The sequence below is a fragment of the Streptomyces sp. NEAU-174 genome (assembly GCF_052665095.1).
Window position 1 is genome coordinate 117,397 of sequence record NZ_JBQTCE010000002.1, and the last position, 18,459, is coordinate 135,855.

General features: G+C 73.3%; 10 protein-coding genes. 4 read left to right on the top strand and 6 right to left on the bottom strand.

What is annotated here, in order from left to right; genetic code table 11:
• Window positions 1-2: 2 nt before the first annotated feature.
• Window positions 3-1,217 (bottom strand): DUF4032 domain-containing protein, encoded by a 1,215-nt coding sequence (locus ACT2CW_RS05490; protein WP_445515732.1) that lies wholly within the window; start codon window positions 1,215-1,217, stop codon window positions 3-5.
• A 174-nt stretch (window positions 1,218-1,391) separates the two neighbouring features.
• Between ACT2CW_RS05490 and ACT2CW_RS05495 the strand changes: the two genes are divergently transcribed.
• Window positions 1,392-2,180, top strand: coding sequence for an SDR family NAD(P)-dependent oxidoreductase (locus ACT2CW_RS05495; RefSeq protein ID WP_445515733.1), 789 nt, complete (start codon window positions 1,392-1,394; stop codon window positions 2,178-2,180).
• 61 nt (window positions 2,181-2,241) lie between these two features.
• Entirely contained in the window at window positions 2,242-2,988 is a 747-nt protein-coding gene (locus tag ACT2CW_RS05500) for an AraC family transcriptional regulator (protein WP_445515734.1), read from the top strand.
• 16 nt (window positions 2,989-3,004) lie between these two features.
• On the opposite strand, the gene ACT2CW_RS05505 is transcribed toward ACT2CW_RS05500, so the two are convergent.
• The 3 genes from ACT2CW_RS05505 to ACT2CW_RS05515 form a co-directional block, all read right to left on the bottom strand.
• Entirely contained in the window at window positions 3,005-4,876 is a 1,872-nt protein-coding gene (locus tag ACT2CW_RS05505) for a CASTOR/POLLUX-related putative ion channel (RefSeq protein ID WP_445515735.1), read from the bottom strand.
• Window positions 4,877-4,983: 107 nt separating this feature from the next.
• Window positions 4,984-7,674, bottom strand: a complete 2,691-nt coding sequence (locus ACT2CW_RS05510; protein WP_445516217.1) for a SpoIIE family protein phosphatase — start codon at window positions 7,672-7,674, stop codon at window positions 4,984-4,986.
• 192 nt (window positions 7,675-7,866) lie between these two features.
• On the bottom strand, window positions 7,867-8,241 hold the full coding sequence (locus tag ACT2CW_RS05515; protein WP_445515736.1) for a hypothetical protein: 375 nt from the start codon (window positions 8,239-8,241) through the stop codon (window positions 7,867-7,869).
• A gap of 193 nt (window positions 8,242-8,434) precedes the next feature.
• Between ACT2CW_RS05515 and ACT2CW_RS05520 the strand changes: the two genes are divergently transcribed.
• Window positions 8,435-9,802: a Gfo/Idh/MocA family protein gene (locus ACT2CW_RS05520; RefSeq protein WP_445515737.1), complete on the top strand. Its 1,368-nt coding sequence runs from the start codon at window positions 8,435-8,437 to the stop codon at window positions 9,800-9,802.
• A gap of 58 nt (window positions 9,803-9,860) precedes the next feature.
• On the top strand, window positions 9,861-10,544 hold the full coding sequence (locus tag ACT2CW_RS05525) for a DUF4232 domain-containing protein (RefSeq protein WP_445515738.1): 684 nt from the start codon (window positions 9,861-9,863) through the stop codon (window positions 10,542-10,544).
• Between the two features lie 24 nt (window positions 10,545-10,568).
• On the opposite strand, the gene ACT2CW_RS05530 is transcribed toward ACT2CW_RS05525, so the two are convergent.
• Window positions 10,569-16,946, bottom strand: coding sequence for an SDR family NAD(P)-dependent oxidoreductase (locus tag ACT2CW_RS05530; RefSeq protein ID WP_445515739.1), 6,378 nt, complete (start codon window positions 16,944-16,946; stop codon window positions 10,569-10,571).
• Between the two features lie 82 nt (window positions 16,947-17,028).
• Window positions 17,029-18,375, bottom strand: a complete 1,347-nt coding sequence (locus ACT2CW_RS05535; protein WP_311766881.1) for a beta-ketoacyl synthase N-terminal-like domain-containing protein — start codon at window positions 18,373-18,375, stop codon at window positions 17,029-17,031.
• Window positions 18,376-18,459: the final 84 nt, after the last annotated feature.

Below are 18,459 nucleotides of genomic sequence, written 5' to 3' on the forward strand. Positions count from 1 at the left end.
GTTCAGCCGTTGGGCCGGTGGGTCAGGACGGTCCGTATGTAGTCCTCGACGGTGGCGTCCAGGCCCACGTCCCGGCCGGCACGCTCGGACAACAGCCAGCGGTGTTCGAGCAGTTCGTAGTAGATCTGCGCGGTGTCGGTGGCACCGCGCAGCTCCTTCGGCACGGTCCGCACGGTGGGCCGGAAGACATCGCGGACCCACCGGTGGGCGAGCACCTCCGGGCGGGCGCCGAGCGGATCGCCGGGCGCGTAGTCGTCCTGGGTGGCCATCCAGGTCTCGAGGTCGTTCAGGAGGCTGCGGGCCTGGTTCTCCTCCGCGTCGAGCCCGGTCAGCCGCAGCAGTTGCCGCTGGTGGTGGCCCGCGTCCACGACCTTGGGCACGAAGGTGACGGTGTCGCCGTCGGGTGAGCGCTCGATCTGCATCTCCGCGACGTCGAACCCGAGGTCGTTCAGGCGCCGGACCCGCTGGTCGATGGCGTGGCGCTGGGCGAGCGGATAGACCGACTGCCGGGTCAGCTCATGCCACAGCTCGCAGTAGCGCTCGACGATGGCCTGGCCGAAGAGCACCGGGTCGACCGAGGGGTGCAGCGAACCGCTCGCCTCCAGGTCCATCAGCTCGCCCGCGATGTTCACCCGCGCCACCTCGACGTCGTACTCCCGCTGTCCGCTGGTGAGCCTCGGCTGGATCTGCCCGGTCTCGGCGTCCACCAGATAGGCGGCGTACGCGCCCGCGTCGCGCCGGAAGAGGGTGTTGGACAGCGAGCAGTCGCCCCAGGCGAACCCGGCCAGATGCAACCGCACCAGCAGCACGGCGAGCGCGTCGAGCAGCCGGCTGATGGTGCTGGGCCGCATGGTCGTCTGGAACATCGACCGATACGGCTGCGACCCCACCAGATGGCGGGTGATCAGCGCCGGTTCCAGCGGTTCGCCGTGCTCGTCGGTGCGCCCGGTCACCACCGCGAGCGCGTCCACCGCGGGGACCGCGAGCCGGTCCAGATCGCGCAGCAGCCCGTACTCGCGCACCGCCGCCCACTCGCCGACCTCCTTGACCGCCACGATCTCGCCGCCCGCCTGCGCGAACCGCACGACATGGCGGGAGATGCCCCGGGGCAGCGCGACCAGATGCTCCTCCGGCCACTCCTCCAGCGGGATGTTCCACGGCAGATCGAGCAGGGACGCCGGATGCTCGGGCGACGTGGCGGTGATCTGCAACTCCATGACACCCCAGTGTGCGGTACGGAGGTGTCATCGGAGCCGGTCGTACGGCGAGCCGACGCACGATCAAATGGACAGAATCTGTCCGGATACATACGCTGAAGATCCAATCGGACAAGATCTGTCCGTTCAGGGAGGCCGCCGCTACAGGACCGACACCTCGAAGGGAGCCCGCGCATGAGCCACCTCGCCGGCACCACCGCGGTGATCACAGGAGCCAGCGAGGGCCTCGGCTACGCCATCGCGGACGCCTTCGCGGTGGAGGGCGCCGACTTGGTGCTGCTCGCCCATGACGGGGACAAGCTGGAGCGGGCCCGCCACACCCTGGCCGGACACGGCACCACCGTACGCGGACTCCGCGTGGACCTGGCAGACCCCGGCGCCGCGACCACCGCGGCGCGTGAGGTGCTCGCGCTCACCGGGCGGGTGGACACCCTGGTCAACAACGCGGGCACGGCGCATTTCAGCCCGCTCGCCCAGACCTCGGCCGACTCCTTCGACGCCATGCTGCACCACAATGTCCGGGTGCCCTTCCTCCTCGCCCAGGCGCTGCTGCCCGCGCTCATCGAGGGGCGCGGCAGCATCATCAACATCAGCAGCTACTGGGCCCATACGGCGTCCGCCGACCGCCCGTCCGCGGCCTACTCCGCCGCCCATGGCGCCATCAACGCGATGACCAGGGCGCTCGCCAATGAACTTGGCCCCTCCGGGGTCCGCGTCAACGGCATCGCCCCCGGCGCCGTACCCGCCCCGGCGTGTGAACGGGACCGGCTCGTCGCGATGACCGCCGGGGAGCGGTACGGAGCCGGTCACGCTCCGGACGGCCGTCCGCCGGGCCGGGCGGGCGAGCCCCATGAGGTGGCCGCCGCGGCGGCCTTCCTCGCCTCCCCCCGAGCCGGGTGGACCACCGGCACCATCATGAACGTGGACGGCGTCAATGTGGACGGCGCGCTGACCGTCCGCTGACGGCCGTGGCGGAATCCACGCCCCGGCCACCGGCTCCGGTGGCCGATACCATGAGGTCGCGATGGAGAGAATCCGCCACACTCCCCGGGCGACGACGGGCCAGCGTCCGCTGCCCGCCGGTGGTGGCATCGACGCGCACCGGCATGACGAGCACCAGATCGCCTACGCCGGGCGCGGGGTACTGGCGGTCACCACCGACGCGGGCAGCTGGATCGCGCCCGCCAACCGGGCGCTGTGGATCCCGGCCGGGACCGTCCATGAGCATCGCGCGTACGGCGCCACCGAGCTCCATCTGGTGGGGCTGGCGGTGGCGGACAACCCGCTGCGGCTGGAGCAGCCCGCGGTCCTCGGCGTCGGCCCGCTGCTGCGCGAGCTGATCATCGAGTACACCGCGCGGCCGGCGGACCTCGGTGCCGAACGGCGCCGGCTGCGGGCCGTACTGCTCGATCAGCTCCGCCACTGTGCCGAGCAGCCGGTGCATGTGCCCGCCGCCAGGGATCCGCGCCTGGCGGCGGTGTGCGCCCTCCTCCACGACGACCCGGCGGACAGCCGGACCCTGCGGCAGCTCGGCGCCGCGGTCGGGGTCGGCGAGCGCACCCTGACCCGGCTGTGCGGGGCGGAGCTGGGGATGACCTTCCCGCAGTGGCGCACCCAGCTGCGGCTGCACCACGCCCTGCGGCTGCTGGCCGAGGGCGTCCCGGTCACGGCCGTGGCCCACCGCTGCGGCTGGGCGTCCAGCAGCGCCTTCATCGATGTCTTCCGCCGGGCCTTCGGCCACACCCCAGGCGCCCATCGCGCGCTCGGCTGACGCCCCGCGCCCGCGTTCAGTCCTCGGCCAGGACCACGACCGTATCGCCCTCCTCCAGGGTCAGCGGCGCGGTCCTGGACGGGTTGAGGTGGACTCCGTAGCGCGGTGGCTCGTCGCTGTGCCGGGCCAGCCGGTAGCCGATGGCCGTCTCACCGCGCTGGCGGGCGGCCTCGATGACGGTGGCGAAGTTGGCCTCCGCGCCGGGTATCAGATAGCTGGCCGCCGGTTTGAGGTAGATCTCGGAGCCCTCCGGGTCGAAGAGGTCGGCGAAGACCGCGTACAGATGGCGGTTCTCGGTGAGCTGGGTGAGCAGCAGGCTGATCACCTTGGTGGAGACGATGAAGTCGTCGGCCTTGGTGACCTGCGCGACCTCGCGGTTGGCGTCGTCGTGCATCTCGGTGACGATGGAGTACGGATCGCCCAGCTGGATCTCGATGTCGCGCAGGTGGAGCAGGGTGACCAGGGTGCGGTCGTCGGCGCGGCCGGGGTCGATTCCGTCGTCCGTCAGCACCACGATGTGGCGGTAGCCCTCCAGCCCGAGCGCCTCCAGCGACGGACGGCGGGTGGGTTCGCAGTACTTGAAGCCGACCGTGAGGTTCTTCAGGTCCCGGTCGGCCTCCTCCCGGGGCGGGCGGGCGGCGGCGATGTCCACCACCGATCCGGGTTTCACCAGCAGGTCGAGCTGCGCGATGATCTTCTCCGCGCGGGAGTTCCAGCCGATGAGCAGTGTCCGGTCCGGCACCGGCGGCTGGAACTCGGCCACGGCCATCGCCGGGCGCAGGACGCGGGGCCGGGTGGCCGCGGCCTTGATGAGCAGATCGTCCTCCGCGACCATCAGCAGCCGGTCCCCGGGCCCGATGACGGTGTCCATGGGCGGGTTGACCAGCGCCTCGCCGTCCGCGCGGTGCACGCCGATGGGCACGCCGAGCTCGAAGGCGTTCAGCGACTCCCCGTAGGTGGCGCCGGTCAGCGCGGGCTCGTCCCAGGGGTAGATCTCATTGCCGACGAAGCTGAGCAGTTCGTTGAAGACGGTGGAGAGGCCGGACTGGCGGTGGGACTGCACGATCAGCCCGACCGCGATGTCATCGGCGTCGATCACCAGCGCGGTGTCCCCCGCGGCCAGCCGGGCGGCCGCCAGGTTCGCCGAACTCTGCACGGCGGCCACCACATTGGGCCGGGGCCCGGTCCAGGTGCGGCTGTTCAGCAGCAACAGCGACTTGATGACGTCGATGTCGCTGTCGTCCCCGACGGGCGAGAGCACCATGATGGCCTTGGCGCTGTCCGGGCTCACCAGCTCCAGGTCGCCGCGCTGGAGCGGATTGCCGGAGCGGCAGACCACCCGGGTCTTGCCGGTGTCCGGGATGCGGCGCCGGATCTCGTCCTCCATGTCGACCTTGTCCCGGTCGGCGAGGATCACCACACATGAGCGCCGCTCGCTCTGGTTGGCCTCCACCAGCTCCGCTATCACCGTGAAGACCTGCTCGGACCAGCCCAGCACAATGGTGTGGTGGTGCTCGATCAGCCGTGAGGTGCCCTTGCGCAGCTGCTGGATCCGGGCCTCCAGGCCGGTGGTCAGCACACCGATCAGCGCGCTGACGATGAAGATGCCGCCGATGGTCACCGTGAGCATGAGGACGAGGAACAGCGGCCGGCCGCTGTCTCCGCCCATCGTGCCCGGGTCGAGGGTGCGCAGCAGGCTCATCCAGACGATGCCCGGCCAGCCGCCGTTCTCCTCGGTGTCCTTGTGGGCGAAGGCGACCGCCGCCCCGGAGACCAGGGTGATCAGCGCCAGTGAGGCCAGCCCCAGCCAGCCGATCAGGGCCGGGGTGCCACGGTCCATCGTCCCGTCGAACCAGTACCGCAGCCGCTCCCGCAGCCTCTTGCGCATGCCGCATTCCTCCGTAGCCCATCGCGCCGCCGGGCCCAACGGCCCGTGGTGAGCGGCGCTTTACGCCATGAGGGTGTCGTCTGACGGGGCTTCGGCGCCAATCGGGGTCAGCCGGGGATGTCGGCCCACTGGTCGAGGAGGTCGTCGCCGGTGCATTCGCCCAGCGGTGCCACCGGGGCGGTCAGCGGCTGCTCGGCCCAGATGATCTTGCCGTTGGGGGTGTAGCGGGTCCCCCAGCGCTGGGCGTACTGGGCCACCAGGAAGAGCCCTCGGCCGCCCTCGTCGGTGGTGGCGGCGCGGCGCAGATGCGGCGAGGTGCTGGAGCCGTCCGCCACCTCGCAGATGAGGGTGCGGGCGCGCAGCAACCGGACCCGGCTGGGGCGGCATCCGTAGCGGATGGCGTTGGTCATCAGCTCGCTGAGGATGAGTTCGGTGGTGAAGCCGACCTCCTCCAGCCCCCATGCGCTCAGTTGCTCGGCGGCCTCGTTGCGGATGCGGGCCACCGCGGCGGGGTCGGAGGGCAGCTCCCACTCGGCGACGTGCCCGGGGTCCAGCAGATGGGTGCGGGCCACGAGGAGGGCGATGTCGTCGCCGGGGTGCGAGGACGCCATGGTGTCGAAGACGGCCTGGCAGGTCTCCTCCGGAGTGCGTTCGGGCAGTCCGGCGAGGGTGGCGCGCAGCACGCCGAGCCCCTCGTCGAAGTCCCGGCCGCGGTCCCGGATCAGCCCGTCGGTGAACAGCGCCAGCCGGCTGCCCTCGGGCAGCTCGAGATCGACGGTCTCGATGGGCTCACCGCCCAGCCCCAGCGGTGGGCCGAGGGGGACGTCGGGGAAGGTCACGGTGGAGTCGGGGAGCACTACCGCCGGGCCCGGGTGGCCGGCGCCCGCCATCGTGCAGCGGCCGGAGACCGGGTCGTAGATGGCGTACAGACAGCTGGCGCCGCTGATCCCCGGGGCGTCGGTGCCCGCGGCGGCCTGGTCCTGGTCGAACCGGCTGACCAGCTCGTCGAGATGGGCCAGGAGCTCATCGGGCGGCAGGTCGAGCGCGGAGAAGTTGTGCACGGCGGTGCGCAGCCGGCCCATGGTGGCGGCGGCGTGCAGTCCGTGGCCGACGACATCGCCGACGGCGAGGGCGACCCGGGAGCCGGGCAGCGGGATGACGTCGAACCAGTCGCCGCCGGCCCCGGCCCGGGCGGGCAGATAGCGGTGGGCCACCTCCATGGCGTCCTGTTCGGGCAGGCCCTGGGGCAGCAGGCTGCGCTGCAAGGTGGCCGCCATCGCGTGTTCGCGGGTGTAGCGGCGGGCGTTGTCGATGGCGACCGCGGCGCGCGCGACCAGCTCCTCGGTGAGCGCCACGTCGTCCTCGTCGAACGGCTCGGACTTCTCCGAGCGCCAGAAGGTGGCGATGCCCAGGGTGACGTCCCGCGCCCGCAGCGGGATGGTGATCATGGAGTGGATGCCATACTTGACGATCTTGGTCGCCTGCTCGAGGTCCTGCTCCTGCCATCCCTCGTAGGTCCGCAGATCCGCCTCGAGCACCGGCCGGCCCGCGCCGAAGCCCAGCGCCTGGGGCACGGTGCCGCTGTAGGTGATCATCTTGCCGACCCGCCACAGCGGGTGGTCGGACCGGATGCCACAGGTGGCGGTGCGGCGCATGGCGCTGCCCACGGGCTCGTCGCCGCGCAGCACGGGGTCCACGAGGTCGACGGTGGCGAAGTCGGCGAACCACGGGACGGCGAAGCGGGTCAGCTCCTCGGCGGTCTTTACGACGTCGAGGGTGGTGCCGACCTTCGCACCGGCCTCGTAGAGCAGCCTCAGCCGCCGCTCCGCCACTTCGGCCTTGCCGGACAGCGCGCGCAGTTCGGTGGAGTCGCGGAGCGTGGCGACGCTTCCGAACATCCCGCCGTCCCATCGGGTGGAGCGCTGGTTGACGGCCAGCAGCCGCTCCCCGGCCAGGTGCACCTCGTCGGTGGCGACCCGGCCCGAGGCGAGCAGCTCGGCCGTGCGCGGCTCGATGCCGAGTTCGGTGACGGGGCGGCCCTCGGCGTTGGGGGGCAGGTCGAGCAGCCGGACGGCCTCGTCGTTGGCGAGGACCAGGCGGCCGTGGCCGTCGACGATGAGCACGCCTTCCTTCACGGAGTGCAGAACGGCGTCGTGGTGCTCGTACATGCGGGTCATCTGGGCGGGGCCGAGCCCTCGCGTCTGCCGCCGCAGCCGCCCGCCCACCAGCGCCGTCCCACCGGTGGCGAGCGCGAGCGCACCGGCGGCGGAGCCGAAGACCAGCGGCAGCTGGCGCTCGACCCGGCCGCTCACATCGGCGGCGGTCATCCCGGCGCACACCACGCCGGCCACGGTGCCGTCGCCCTTGGGGATCGGAACGGTGGCCTGGACCTCCCGGCCGAGGGGTCCCTGTACGGACTCGGTGACGATCTTGCCCTTCACCACCGGCCGCCAGTTGGCGACGACCTCCTTGCCGATGTACTGCGGCTTGGGGTGGGTGTAGCGGATGCCGTGGGTGTTCGCCACGACCACGAAGTCCAGATGGGCTCGCTTGCGTGTCTCCTCGGCCCGCGGCTGGAGCAGGGTGGTCGGATGCTCGGTGCGCATCGCGGACGCGGTGCCCGGGGAGGTGGCGAAGGTCTGGGCGACGGCGGTGGCGCGGTTGAGTGCCTCCTGCTCGCTGTCGATGCGGGCCTGGAGGATGAGCGCCGTCGTGGCGGCCACGATGAGCAGGCATACGAGCAGCACTTGGACAGCGAAAACCTGCCCGGCGATACTGCGCGCGCTCAAGCTGCGCAGGCTCAGGAGCGAGCGGAGACGCGTCCGGGAGGGGGTGTGTGGGGCAAGCCTAGATCGACCGAAAACTCCGACCACGCACCCTTCCTACCATTTACTCCCCTCCGATCGAGAAGCCTCGTGCCGCACGATCCGTGCCCGTTCCGCTCCGCGATACACATCGGCACGATATGTGGCGCCCCGCGCACACAACGCTCACACATCGAGCCGGAGGGCCACATCGCGCATCGTGGCCCTCGCCGACTCCAGATCCGCCCGCGCCCGGTCAGCCACCAGAAAGAGGAAGACACCCTGGCTGGCGCGCTGGCTGATCGGACGGATCACGTGGTACTCGGTGTCCAGTGTGACGACGATGTCCTCGAGGCGCTCCGGAGTGTAGCCGAGCAACTCCAGAGTGGAGAGCTTGGCCCGCAGCACATCCGTGTCCCCGTAGGCCACCTTCTCCAGGTCCGGTCCCTGCGCGGTCTGGACAGCGCCCAGGGTGATCCGGCTCAGATAGTCGACGAGCGAGGCCGCGAGCGCGCCCTCGCACTCCATCATCTCGCGCAGCGACTCCTGGATATCGGTCATGGCCCGTCGCCCTCCCGGGACCTGGAGGTCATGTCCACACATTTCATCCTTGCACAGGGTCGGCCTGTGCACCCCCGCGCGCGGCCGCCCGGCGCCGCGCGGCACTCCCCGTGGTGGCGGGCGGGCGATCGTCCTATCCTGCGCAGGCGTTGATCGACTTCGGATTGAATCGTTTGCTTCCGCTGGAGGACGCATGACCGTCGGCAGCACCCCGTCCCGGGCCGTGGTGGTGGGCACCGGCTCCCGGGCCCAGATGTTCACCGAGGCGCTGGCCCGCCGCCCACGGCTGAGGGTCGCCGCGCTGTGCGATCCGAACCCCGTGCGCATCGCCCACCACCAGCGGCTGCTGAAGGAGGCGGGCGAGCCGGAGGCCGCCGCCTGGAGCCCGGAGGAGTTCGAGCGGCGGCTGCGCGCGGACGATATCCAGGAGGTCGTGGTGACCTGCGTGGACGCGCTGCACGACGCGTACATCGTGCCCGCGCTGCGGGCCGGCTGCCGGGTGGTCACCGAGAAGCCGATGACCACCGACGCGGCCAAGTGCCGCCGCATCCTGGAGACGGTCCGGGAGACCGGCAACCATCTGGCGGTCGCCTTCAACTACCGCTTCAACCCGGTGCACGAGGAGGTCCACCGGCAGCTGTCCGGCGGCGCCATCGGCGAGGTGCTGTCGGTGCACTTCGAGTGGCTGCTGGACACCCGGCACGGCGCCGACTACTTCCGCCGCTGGCACCGCGAGAAGGAGCACAGCGGCGGGCTGATGGTGCACAAGTCCAGCCACCACTTCGACCTGGTCAACTGGTGGCTGGGGGCCCGGCCGGAGGAGGTGTTCGGCTATGGCAGGCTCGGCTTCTACGGCCGTGCGGCGGGCGAGCGCAGCGGCTACCGGCGCGAGTACGAGCGGGCCCACGGCGCCGCCGCCGCCAAGGACGACCCGTTCGCGCTGGAGCTCGCCGAGAACGACGCGATGCGCTCGCTGTACCTGGACGCCGAGGGCGCGGACGGCTACCACCGCGACCGCAATGTGTTCGGCGACAACATCACCATCGAGGACGACATGGCGCTGCTGGTCCGCTATGACACCGGCGCCACCATGACGTACCACCTGACCGCCTACTCCCCCTGGGAGGGCTACCGGGTGATGTTCAACGGCACCCGGGGCCGGCTGGAGCTGGAGGTCGAGGAGAGCGCGTGGCAGCCGCCGCTGCTGGGCACCGCCTCCGGCCGCGGCACCATCCACGGCGACCGGGCCCTGGCCAACGCGGGCGGTCCGCGGCTGGTGCTGCGGCCGCTGTGGGAGCCGCCGCGGGAGGTGGAGCTGCCGGCGTTCGACCACGCGGGGCACGGCGGTGGGGACGAGCGGATGCTCGATGTGCTCTACGGCCCGGTGGATGCCGCGGCGGCCACCGAAGCGGCGGCCGTGGACACCTCGGACGCCTCGGACGCCTCCCGCCGCCGCGCCACCGAGGAGGACGGGGCGCTCGCGCTGGTCACCGGGCTCGCGGCCAACCAGTCGTTCGTCAGCGGAAGGCCGGTGGCCACGGCGGACGTCGTGACGCCGTAACCGGGGCATCCGGTCCAACGCGGCTCATCCCGCCCGGCGTTGGGGCAGGATGAGCCGCATGGACACGGATGCGATCACCACACCCCCGGCGCCCCTCTTCCGGGGCGCCGCCCGGCACCGCCGAAGACGGCTGCTCGGCGCGCTCGCGGCGGCCGGTCTGCTCACCGCGTGCGGTACGCAGTCCTCCTCGGGCGTGGCCGCGGTGCCCGACGAGGCCACGTCCCGCCCGGCGGGCCCCACCGTCTCTCCGGACGCCACCGCCCCCGCCGCTCCCGCGGCCTGCCCCGGCTCGGGGGTGCTGCTGCGGGCCGCGGAGGCCGACGCGGCGATGGGGCTGCGGGTGCAGCGGATCGAGCTGGTGAACTGCGGCACGCGCACCTATACGGTGAGCGGCCATCCGTCCGTCCAGGTGCTGGACGAGGACCTGGAGCCGCTGGAGGTCACGGTCAGCCACGGGGCCTCGGCGATCGCCACCCTCGACGGCTTCGAGACGGCCACCGGGCCGGTGCGGCTGAAGCCCGGTGAACGGGCGGTGGCGCGGCTGGCGTGGCGGAATCTGGTGACGGACGTGACGCGCCCCGCCGCCGACGGCCGCTATCTGAAGATCGCGCCGAACGGCGGCGGGACGGACGCGCAGACCGTGCCCGACCATGTCGACCTGGGCACCACCGGCAAGCTGGGCGTGAGCGCCTGGGCCCGCCCGGCGCCGGATTCCCCGGAGCGCCCGGGCGCCCGTCCGTAGCCGGCGTACGGTCCCACGGTCCCGTCAGCCGGGGGTGCCCAGCCGCTCCTCCGGCCGGTCGGCCGGGCCGGGCTCCAGCTGCTGGGCGAGCCCGGCGGCCAGGGCCTCCACGGTCGGATGCCGCCAGACGAAGTTGCCCGCGAGCTTGATGTTCAGCCCCGTCTCCAGCCGCACCCGCAGCTCCATGGCGAGCAGCGAGTCGAAGCCCAGCGACTTGAGCGGGGTCTGCGGATCGAGGGTGGCGCTGCTGAGCCGCAGCACGGCTCGGATGTGATCGGTCAGATACGACTCCAGCGCGGTGCGGCGGGCCGGACCGGCGGGAAGGGCGGCCAGCCGGGCGCGGATGTCGTCGGTGTCCTCCCGGGTGGCCGCCGGGGTGTCGTCGCCGGGGAGCAGCGGGGCGAACAGGGAGGACCGGCGGCCGGTGGCGGGGATCCAGGTGCCCGGTTCGCCGGGGATCACCCCGGTCTGCACCCGCCGATGCGCCAGCAGGGCGCCCAGCGCGCGCAGGCCCTCGTCCGTGGGGATCGTCTGGTAGCCGCGCTCGGCGAAGCCGGTGGCCACTCCGGTCTCCCCCCACGGGCCCCAGTTGACCGCGAGGGTGGGCAGCCCGCGCGCCGAGCGCCAGGCGGCGAAGCCGTCCAGCCAGGCGTTGGCGGCCGCGTAGGCGCCCTGTCCGGCGTTGCCCAGCAGGGAGGCCATGGAGGAGTACACCACGAACCAGTCGAGCCGGTGCCCCTCGGTGGCCTGGTGCAGCCGCCACGCCCCGGTGGCCTTCGGCGCCCATACGCGGCGCAGCTGGTCCTCGCGGATGTTGGCCACGGCCGCGTCGTCGAGAACCATCGCGCAGTGGACGACGCCGTGCGGGGACTCCCCCTCGTCGGCGGTGGCGGCGGCCACCAGCCGCTCGGCCGTGTCCGGGCGGGCGATGTCGCCGGTGACGACGGTGATCCTGGTGCCAGCGGCGGAGAGCTCGGCGAGCGTCCGCGCGGCGGCGCCGACCGGTGCGGTCCGTCCGTTGAGCACCAGGTGGCCCGCGCCCTGCCGGGCCAGCCAGCAGGCGGTGGCGAGCCCGAGACCGCGCAGACCGCCGGTGACGATGTACGTCCCGCCGTCCCGCACCGTGAGCGGTCCGTCGGGCAGCACCGCGTCGGCCTCGCCCTCCTGCGGGATGGTCAGCACCAGCTTGCCGATGTGGCGGGCGCCGGCCATCTGCCGGAACGCGTCGGTGACCTCGGCCAGCGGATAGGTGGTGCAGCGCAGTGGCCTGAGACGGCCCTCGCCGATCGCGGTGAGCACCTCGCGCAGCATCGCCGCGTACTCCCGCGGGCGGTCCAGCTGGAGCTCCCTGAGGTCCACGGTGGAGAAGGTGATGTTGTGGCGCAGCGGGGAGAGCCCGAGCGGGGCGTCGGAGAGGATGTCGCGGACGCCGAGTTCGACGAAGCGGCCGAAGGGGCGCAGACACTCGAGACCGGCCCGGATGGCGGCCCCGGAGAGGGAGTTGAGCACCACGTCGACGCCCTCGCCCCCGGTGGCCTCCATGACCTCGTCACGGAAGTCCAGCGACCGGGAGTCCATCACCCGGGCGATGCCCATCCCCCGCAGGAAGCGCCGCTTCTCCGCGCTGCCCGCCGTGGCCAGCACCTCGGCGCCCAGCAGCCGGGCCACCGCGATGGCGGCCAGCCCGGTGCCGCCGGTGGCCGAGTGGATCAGCACCCGCTCACCCGCGGCCACCCGGCCGATGTGGCGCAGCGCGTACCAGGCGGTGAGGAACGCGATCGGCAGCCCGGCGGCGGTGTGCGGGTCGAGGCCCTCGGGGAGGGGCGCGGTGTGGTCGGCGGGGACGACGGTGAAGGAGCCGAAGGCGCCGCCGTGCACATCGGCGGCCACCACCCGGTCACCGGCGCGGAGGTGGTCGACGCCGGGTCCCACCGCGCTCACCTCGCCCGCGCATTCGAAGCCGAGCCGGTAGCGGATGTCCTCGTCGCCGGGGAGCAGCCCCATGGCGGTGAGGACGTCACGGAAGTTCAGGCCCGCGGCGAGCACCCGCAGTTCCACCTCACCGGGTCCGGGCGGGCGGCGGGGGTGGGTGGTGAGCTCCAGGCTGCCGAGGTCGCCGAGGCGTCCGGCGCGCAGCCGGAAGCCGTCGGTGCCGCAGCGCACGGTGCGGGCGGCGGCGGTGGTGCGCTCGGTGTCGGTGAGCGGCGCGTGGTCCAGTTCGGCGGTGTAGCGGGCTCCGTCGCGCAGTGCGATCTCGTCCTCGGGGCCGTCGGCGAGGAGTTCGGCGGCGAGGGTGTCCGCGAGCCGGTCCGGGGCGGCCGGGTCGGTGTCCACGAAGGTGGCCCGCAGCTCGGGGTGTTCCAGTGCGAGCACCCGCAGGAGGCCGCGGAGCGCGCTCTGTCCTGGGTCGGCCAGGTCGCCGGGGGTCACCGTGCGGGCGCCCGAGGTGGCGGCGTAGAGACGGGGCGGTTCGGGGAAGCGGGCGGTGAGTGCCTGGGCGGCGGCGAGCAGCCGACGGGTGCGGCGCAGCCCGTCCTCCGCGCCGCCCTCGGCGGGGTGCGGACCGCAGACGAACACCACGGCGCGCGGCCGTTCCCCGGGGCGGGTGAGCCGGTTGGTGAGGGCGTCGCGGAACGCGTCGAGCCCCTGGTCGGCCAGGGGCACGTCCCACACCCGGGCGGTGGCTCCGGCGGCGCGCAGGGCGGCGGCCACCGGGCGGGCGGTGCCGTCCCCCTCCCCGACGACCAGCCATCGCCCCGGGGGCCGGGTCGCCGGGGGCCGGGTCGCCGGGGGCCGGGTGGCCCGCCGCCAGCCGACCTCGAGGAACCACTGGTCGGCCTCGGCCGCACGCTCCGCGGCCCGGTGGACGATGCGCAGCCCGTCGACGGCCAGGACCGGCCGGCCGTCCGCGTCGAGCAGGCGGACGTGGCCGACGGTGGCTCCGGGGGTGGTCTCGGCGAGCCGGGCGTGGCAGTACACGGCGGTCTCGGGGTCGCCGAGGACGCGTACGCAGCGCATCCGCGCGGGCAGCAGCAGCCGCCGGTCGCCCTCGTCGAGCAGCCCGGCGATGAGCAGCTGGGCGCACAGGTCGACCAGGACAGGGTGGACGCGCAGCCCGTGTCCGGGTTCGCGGGCGGCCTCGGGGATCCGTACCCGGGCCCAGAAGCTGTTGCCGTGGCGGGAGGCGGACACCTCGCTGATGCCCTGGAACGCCGGGCCGTGTGCCACGCCCCGGGCCCGTAGATTGGCGTAGAGCGCTTCGGCCTCGATGGGCGCGGGATGGCGCAGGGCGAGGGTACGGACGGAGGCGGCGCGGGAGCGCGGGGGCACGGCGAGTCTGCGGAGCACCGCGGTGGCCTGCCGCACCCAGGCGCCGTCCTCGTCGCGTCCGAAGATCTCGCAGCCGGCGCGGTCGGTGGCGGCCATGGTCACCGTGGTGGACAGGTCGGTGTGGTCGGCGAGCCGCAGCAGTTCGCGGAAGCGCAGATCGGTGACCTCGACCTCCTCGGGCCCGGCGCCGAACACCTCGCAGGCGGCGGTGAGCGCGAGGGCGTAGGAGGCCGCGCCGGGCAGGACCGGGGCGCCGTGCACCCGGTGGTCGGCGAGCCAGGGCAGGGCCGCGGTGCCGGTGCGGGCGCGCCAGGTGTGGCGGACGGCTTCGCCGGGCACTTCGAGGTGCGCGCCGGGCAGCCCGGCGGCCGAGGTGGCGTCGGTGGGTGCGGGGAGCGGGGTGTCGGCCCAGTGGCGGGTGCGGTCGAAGGTGATGGGCGGTACGTCGGCGAGTGCGCCGTCCGCGTACAGCACGGACCAGTCGACGGGCACGCCCGCGCAGTGCAGCGCGGCCAGCTGGGTACGGAAGGTGGTCGGCTCGTCCTCCTCGCGGCGGAGTGTGGGCAGGACGACGGGGTCCTCCACCAGACCGGCGAGACCGGCCAGGAGGGGATGGGTGATGACCGGGTGGGGGGAGATCTCGACGTACACCAGGTGGCGGTCGGCCGCGGCGGCGGCGACGGCCGCGGAGAACCGGACCGGGTGGCGCAGATTGGCGCACCAGTAGTCGGCGTCGAAGGCGGGCGGGGTGTGCGGATCGTCCAGGACGGTGGTGTAGAAGGGCACGTCCGGACGGCGGGGTTCGAGGTCGGCGAGGGCGGTGCGCAGATCGGGCAGGAGCGGGTCCACCTGGGGTGAGTGCGAGGCGACGTCCACCGCGATCAGCGCGGCGGGGACGGAGCGGGCCTGCCAGCCGGCGACGAGCCGTTCGACGTGGGCGGTGTCCCCGGCCACCACGGTGGAGCCGGGCGCGGCCATGACGGCCACGGTGACGGCCTCGGCGGCGCCGCCGCTGTCGAGTTCGGCCTGCACCTCGTCGGCGCCGAGGCCGACCGTGGCCATGGCACCGTTTCCGGCGACGCGGGTGAGCAGCGCGGACCGGCGGCAGATCACCTTGGCCCCGTCGGCGGGCGAGAGCGCCCCGGCCACCACGGCGGCGGCGACCTCGCCCATGGAGTGGCCGATGACCCCGGCGGGCTCCACGCCGTGGGCGCGCCAGGTGGCGGCGAGCGCGGTCTGGAGGGCGAACAGCACGGGCTGCACCCGGCCGCAGCCGGTCACCGGCGCACCGCGGCGGACGATGTCGAGCACCGAGAATCCGGACTCGGCGGCGATGAGGGCGTCGGCCTCGGCGAGCGCCTCGGCGAAGGCCGGTTCGGTCTCCAGCAACCGCCGTCCCATGCCGGGCCACTGGGAGCCCTGTCCGGAGAACACAAAGATCGGCCGGCGGGAGACCGCGGCGCCCACGGCGCCGCTCACCACGGCGGGGTGGGCCTGCCCGTCGGCGAACGCCCGCAAGGAGCCCACGAGTTCGGCGCGCGAGGCGGCGGTGACGCCGAGCCGTCCGCGGCCCGCGCCACGGCGCAGCGCCAGGGTGTGGGCGATGTCGCGCAGCGGGGTGTCCGCGCCGTCGGCCTCCAGCCAGTCCGCCATCCGGCGGGCGGCGCCGGGCAGCACGGCCGGGGAGCCCGCGGGGACGAGGAACACCTGCGGAACGGCGCGAGTGGCGGGCCGGGGGCGTGGCGGGGCGGGGCGGGGCGCGGGTGCGGGCGGTTGTTCCAGCACCACATGGGCGTTGGTCCCGGAGAAGCCGAAGGAGGACACCGCCGCCAGCCGGGGGCCGGTCCGCACGGGCCAGAGGGTGAGCTCGCGCGGGATGAAGAAGCGCGTTCCCCCGGCGGCGATGGCGGGGTTCCACCGGGTGAAGTGCAGATTGGGCGGGATGTGTCCACGGCCCAGGCACAGCACGGCCTTGATCAGCCCGGTGACACCGGCGGCGGGCTCCAGATGGCCCAGGTTGGTTTTGACCGAGGCCAGGGCGCAGCGGTCGCGGCCGGTGCCGTAGACCTGGGCGAGGCTGGTGAATTCGACCGGGTCGCCGACCGGGGTGCCGGTGCCGTGCGTCTCGACCATGCCGACGTCCGCGGGGTCGACTCCGGCGCGGCCGAGCGCCTCCTCGTACAGGGCGCGCTGGGCGGCGGCCGAGGGTGCGGCGAGGCCGTCGGAGTGGCCGTCCTGGTTGACGGCCGAGCCGCGCAGTACGGCCAGGATCCGGTCCCCGTCGCGCAGGGCGTCGGTGAGGCGTTTGAGGACGACGATGCCGCAGCCCTCGCCGCGCACGAAGCCATCGGCGGCGGCGTCGAAGGCGTGGCAGTGGCCGGTGTGCGAGAGCATGCCCATCCGGTCGAACGAGCGGGTGATCCGTGGCTCGAACATCAGGGTGACGCCGCCGGCCAGGGCCAGATCGCACTCCCCCGCGCGCAGCGCCTGGACGGCCAGGTGAACGGCGACCAGGGAGGACGAGCACGCGGTGTCCAGCGCCACCGACGGGCCGTGGAGGCCGAGGAGGTAGGAGATCCGGCCGGTGGCCACGCAGTGCCCGTTGGCCAGGGCGGAGCCCTCCAGTTCGCGGGGGTGCCGGTCGAGCCGGTTCATGTAGTCGTTGTAGCTGAGCCCGGCGAAGACGCCGGTGGCGGTGGAGCCGAGCCGGTCGGGTGGCATTCCGGCGTGTTCCAGGGCCTCCCAGGCCACTTCCAGCAGCAGCCGGTGCTGGGGGTCGAGGACGTCGGCCTCGCGTCCGGAGACGCCGAAGAAGTCGGCGTCGAAACCGGACACCTCGCGCAGATATCCGCCGCGTACGGGCGGTGCGGACGCGGGCCGGGCGGTCGTGGCGGGGTCGGCCGCCCAGAGCGCGGCGCGCTCGGCGGGCGGTTCGCCGACGGCGTCGCGTCCGTCGGCGAGCAGTTGCCACAGGGCGGCGGGCGAGTCGGTGTCGCCGGGGAGCCGGCAGCCCATGCCGACGATGGCGATGCGGCCGGGGGAACGGCCGGGGGCAGAGGTGTGCTGACGCATCGGGGTCTCCGTGGGTGGTGCTCGGCCCGGGGTGGGGGCCGTGAGGGGCCGTGGGGTGGAGATCGCCGCGGGTGTCACGGACTCAGGTGGCGTCCGGGCCGCCCAGCAGCATCGCGTGCTTCACACCACCGATCTGGTAGTTGAAGCTGAGCGCGTGGTCGAAGTCGAGGGGACGGGTGCGGGTGCCGGGGACGGGGTCGAAGGGGAGTCCGTCCGCGGGCTGTTCGCAGTTGGCGGTGGGGCACACCTCGCCGAACTCCATCATCATCAGGGTCAGGGCGAGGCCGAGGCAGCCGGCGGGTGAACCGTGGTGGCCGAAGCATCCCTCCTGGGAGGACATCAGCACGGCGGGGTCGGGGCCGTAGAGCTCCCTGATGGTGTTGGCCTCCATGGCGGTGACGGCCGCGCCGCCGTCGCTGGCGCCGTTGACGTAGGGCACCTGTTCGATCCGCCAGCGGTCGCCCAGGCAGAGGCGTACGGCCCTGGCGAGCTGGGCGCCGGAGTCGTCGGCGGCGAGCGGGTTGGCCAGGCCGTCGCGGGTCATGGCGGCGGCGAGCACCTGGCCGTAGAGGTGGGCGCCGCGGCGCGCGGCGTGCTCCCTGCTCTCCAGGATCACGGTGGCGGATCCCTCGCCGTGGTTGATGCAGTCCGCCCGCCGGTCGTAGGGGCGCATCAGGGAGTCGAAGGACGGCAGCAGATCGGGCATTCCGGCGGCGTCCATCGCGTCGTAGGCGTGCTGGGCGCCGTGCAGCAGCCGCTGGCCCTTCTGGATCAGATCGACGTTGAAGACATCGACGCCGGTCACCACCGCGAGGTCGGTCTCACCTGCCGCGATGAGGCGGCGGGCGTTGCCGATCTGCACGGCGGCGGAGGAGCAGCCACAGGAGACGGTGAAGCAGGGGCCGACGGTCCGGGTCAGCGCGCCCTGGACGACGGCCACGTCGGAAGGGGAGACGGCCTGTTCGGCGGCGACGAACATCTCCAGGGCGTCGAGGGTGGTGGCGGAGTCGGGGTCGATGCCCAGGAGGGCGAGATAGCTGTCCACATTGGCGTCCACACTGCCGCGGCCGACGAGCACGGCCGCCTCGCACACATCGCCGGTGGCCAGGTCGAGTTCGGCGTCGGCACACGCCTCGACGAGAGAGACCAGGCCGTAGCGGTGGGCGTTGGTGTAGTGGCGGGAGAAGAATTCGGGGATGTCGGGGAGGCGCTCCTGGAACTGCTCGGCGCTCAGCCGGACCGCGCCGTAGTGGCTGTCGTGCCGGTCGAGGACGGAGCGGCCCTGGGAGGCGATGTCCCACACCTGGGCCGCGGTGAAGACGGGTTCGGCGCCGCCCGGGAGGCAGAAACCCAGGCCGGTGACGACGGTGTCCCGGGGGTTTCCGGGGCCCCCGGGGGCCGGCCGGGGTGGGTGCCGGCGCGGGCTCACGACGCCCTGCCGGATCTGAGGAGAGTCATGACGGTGGTCCCTTTCGCTCACGCCGGAGTAGGGGGGCCGCCGGTACGGCGAGTC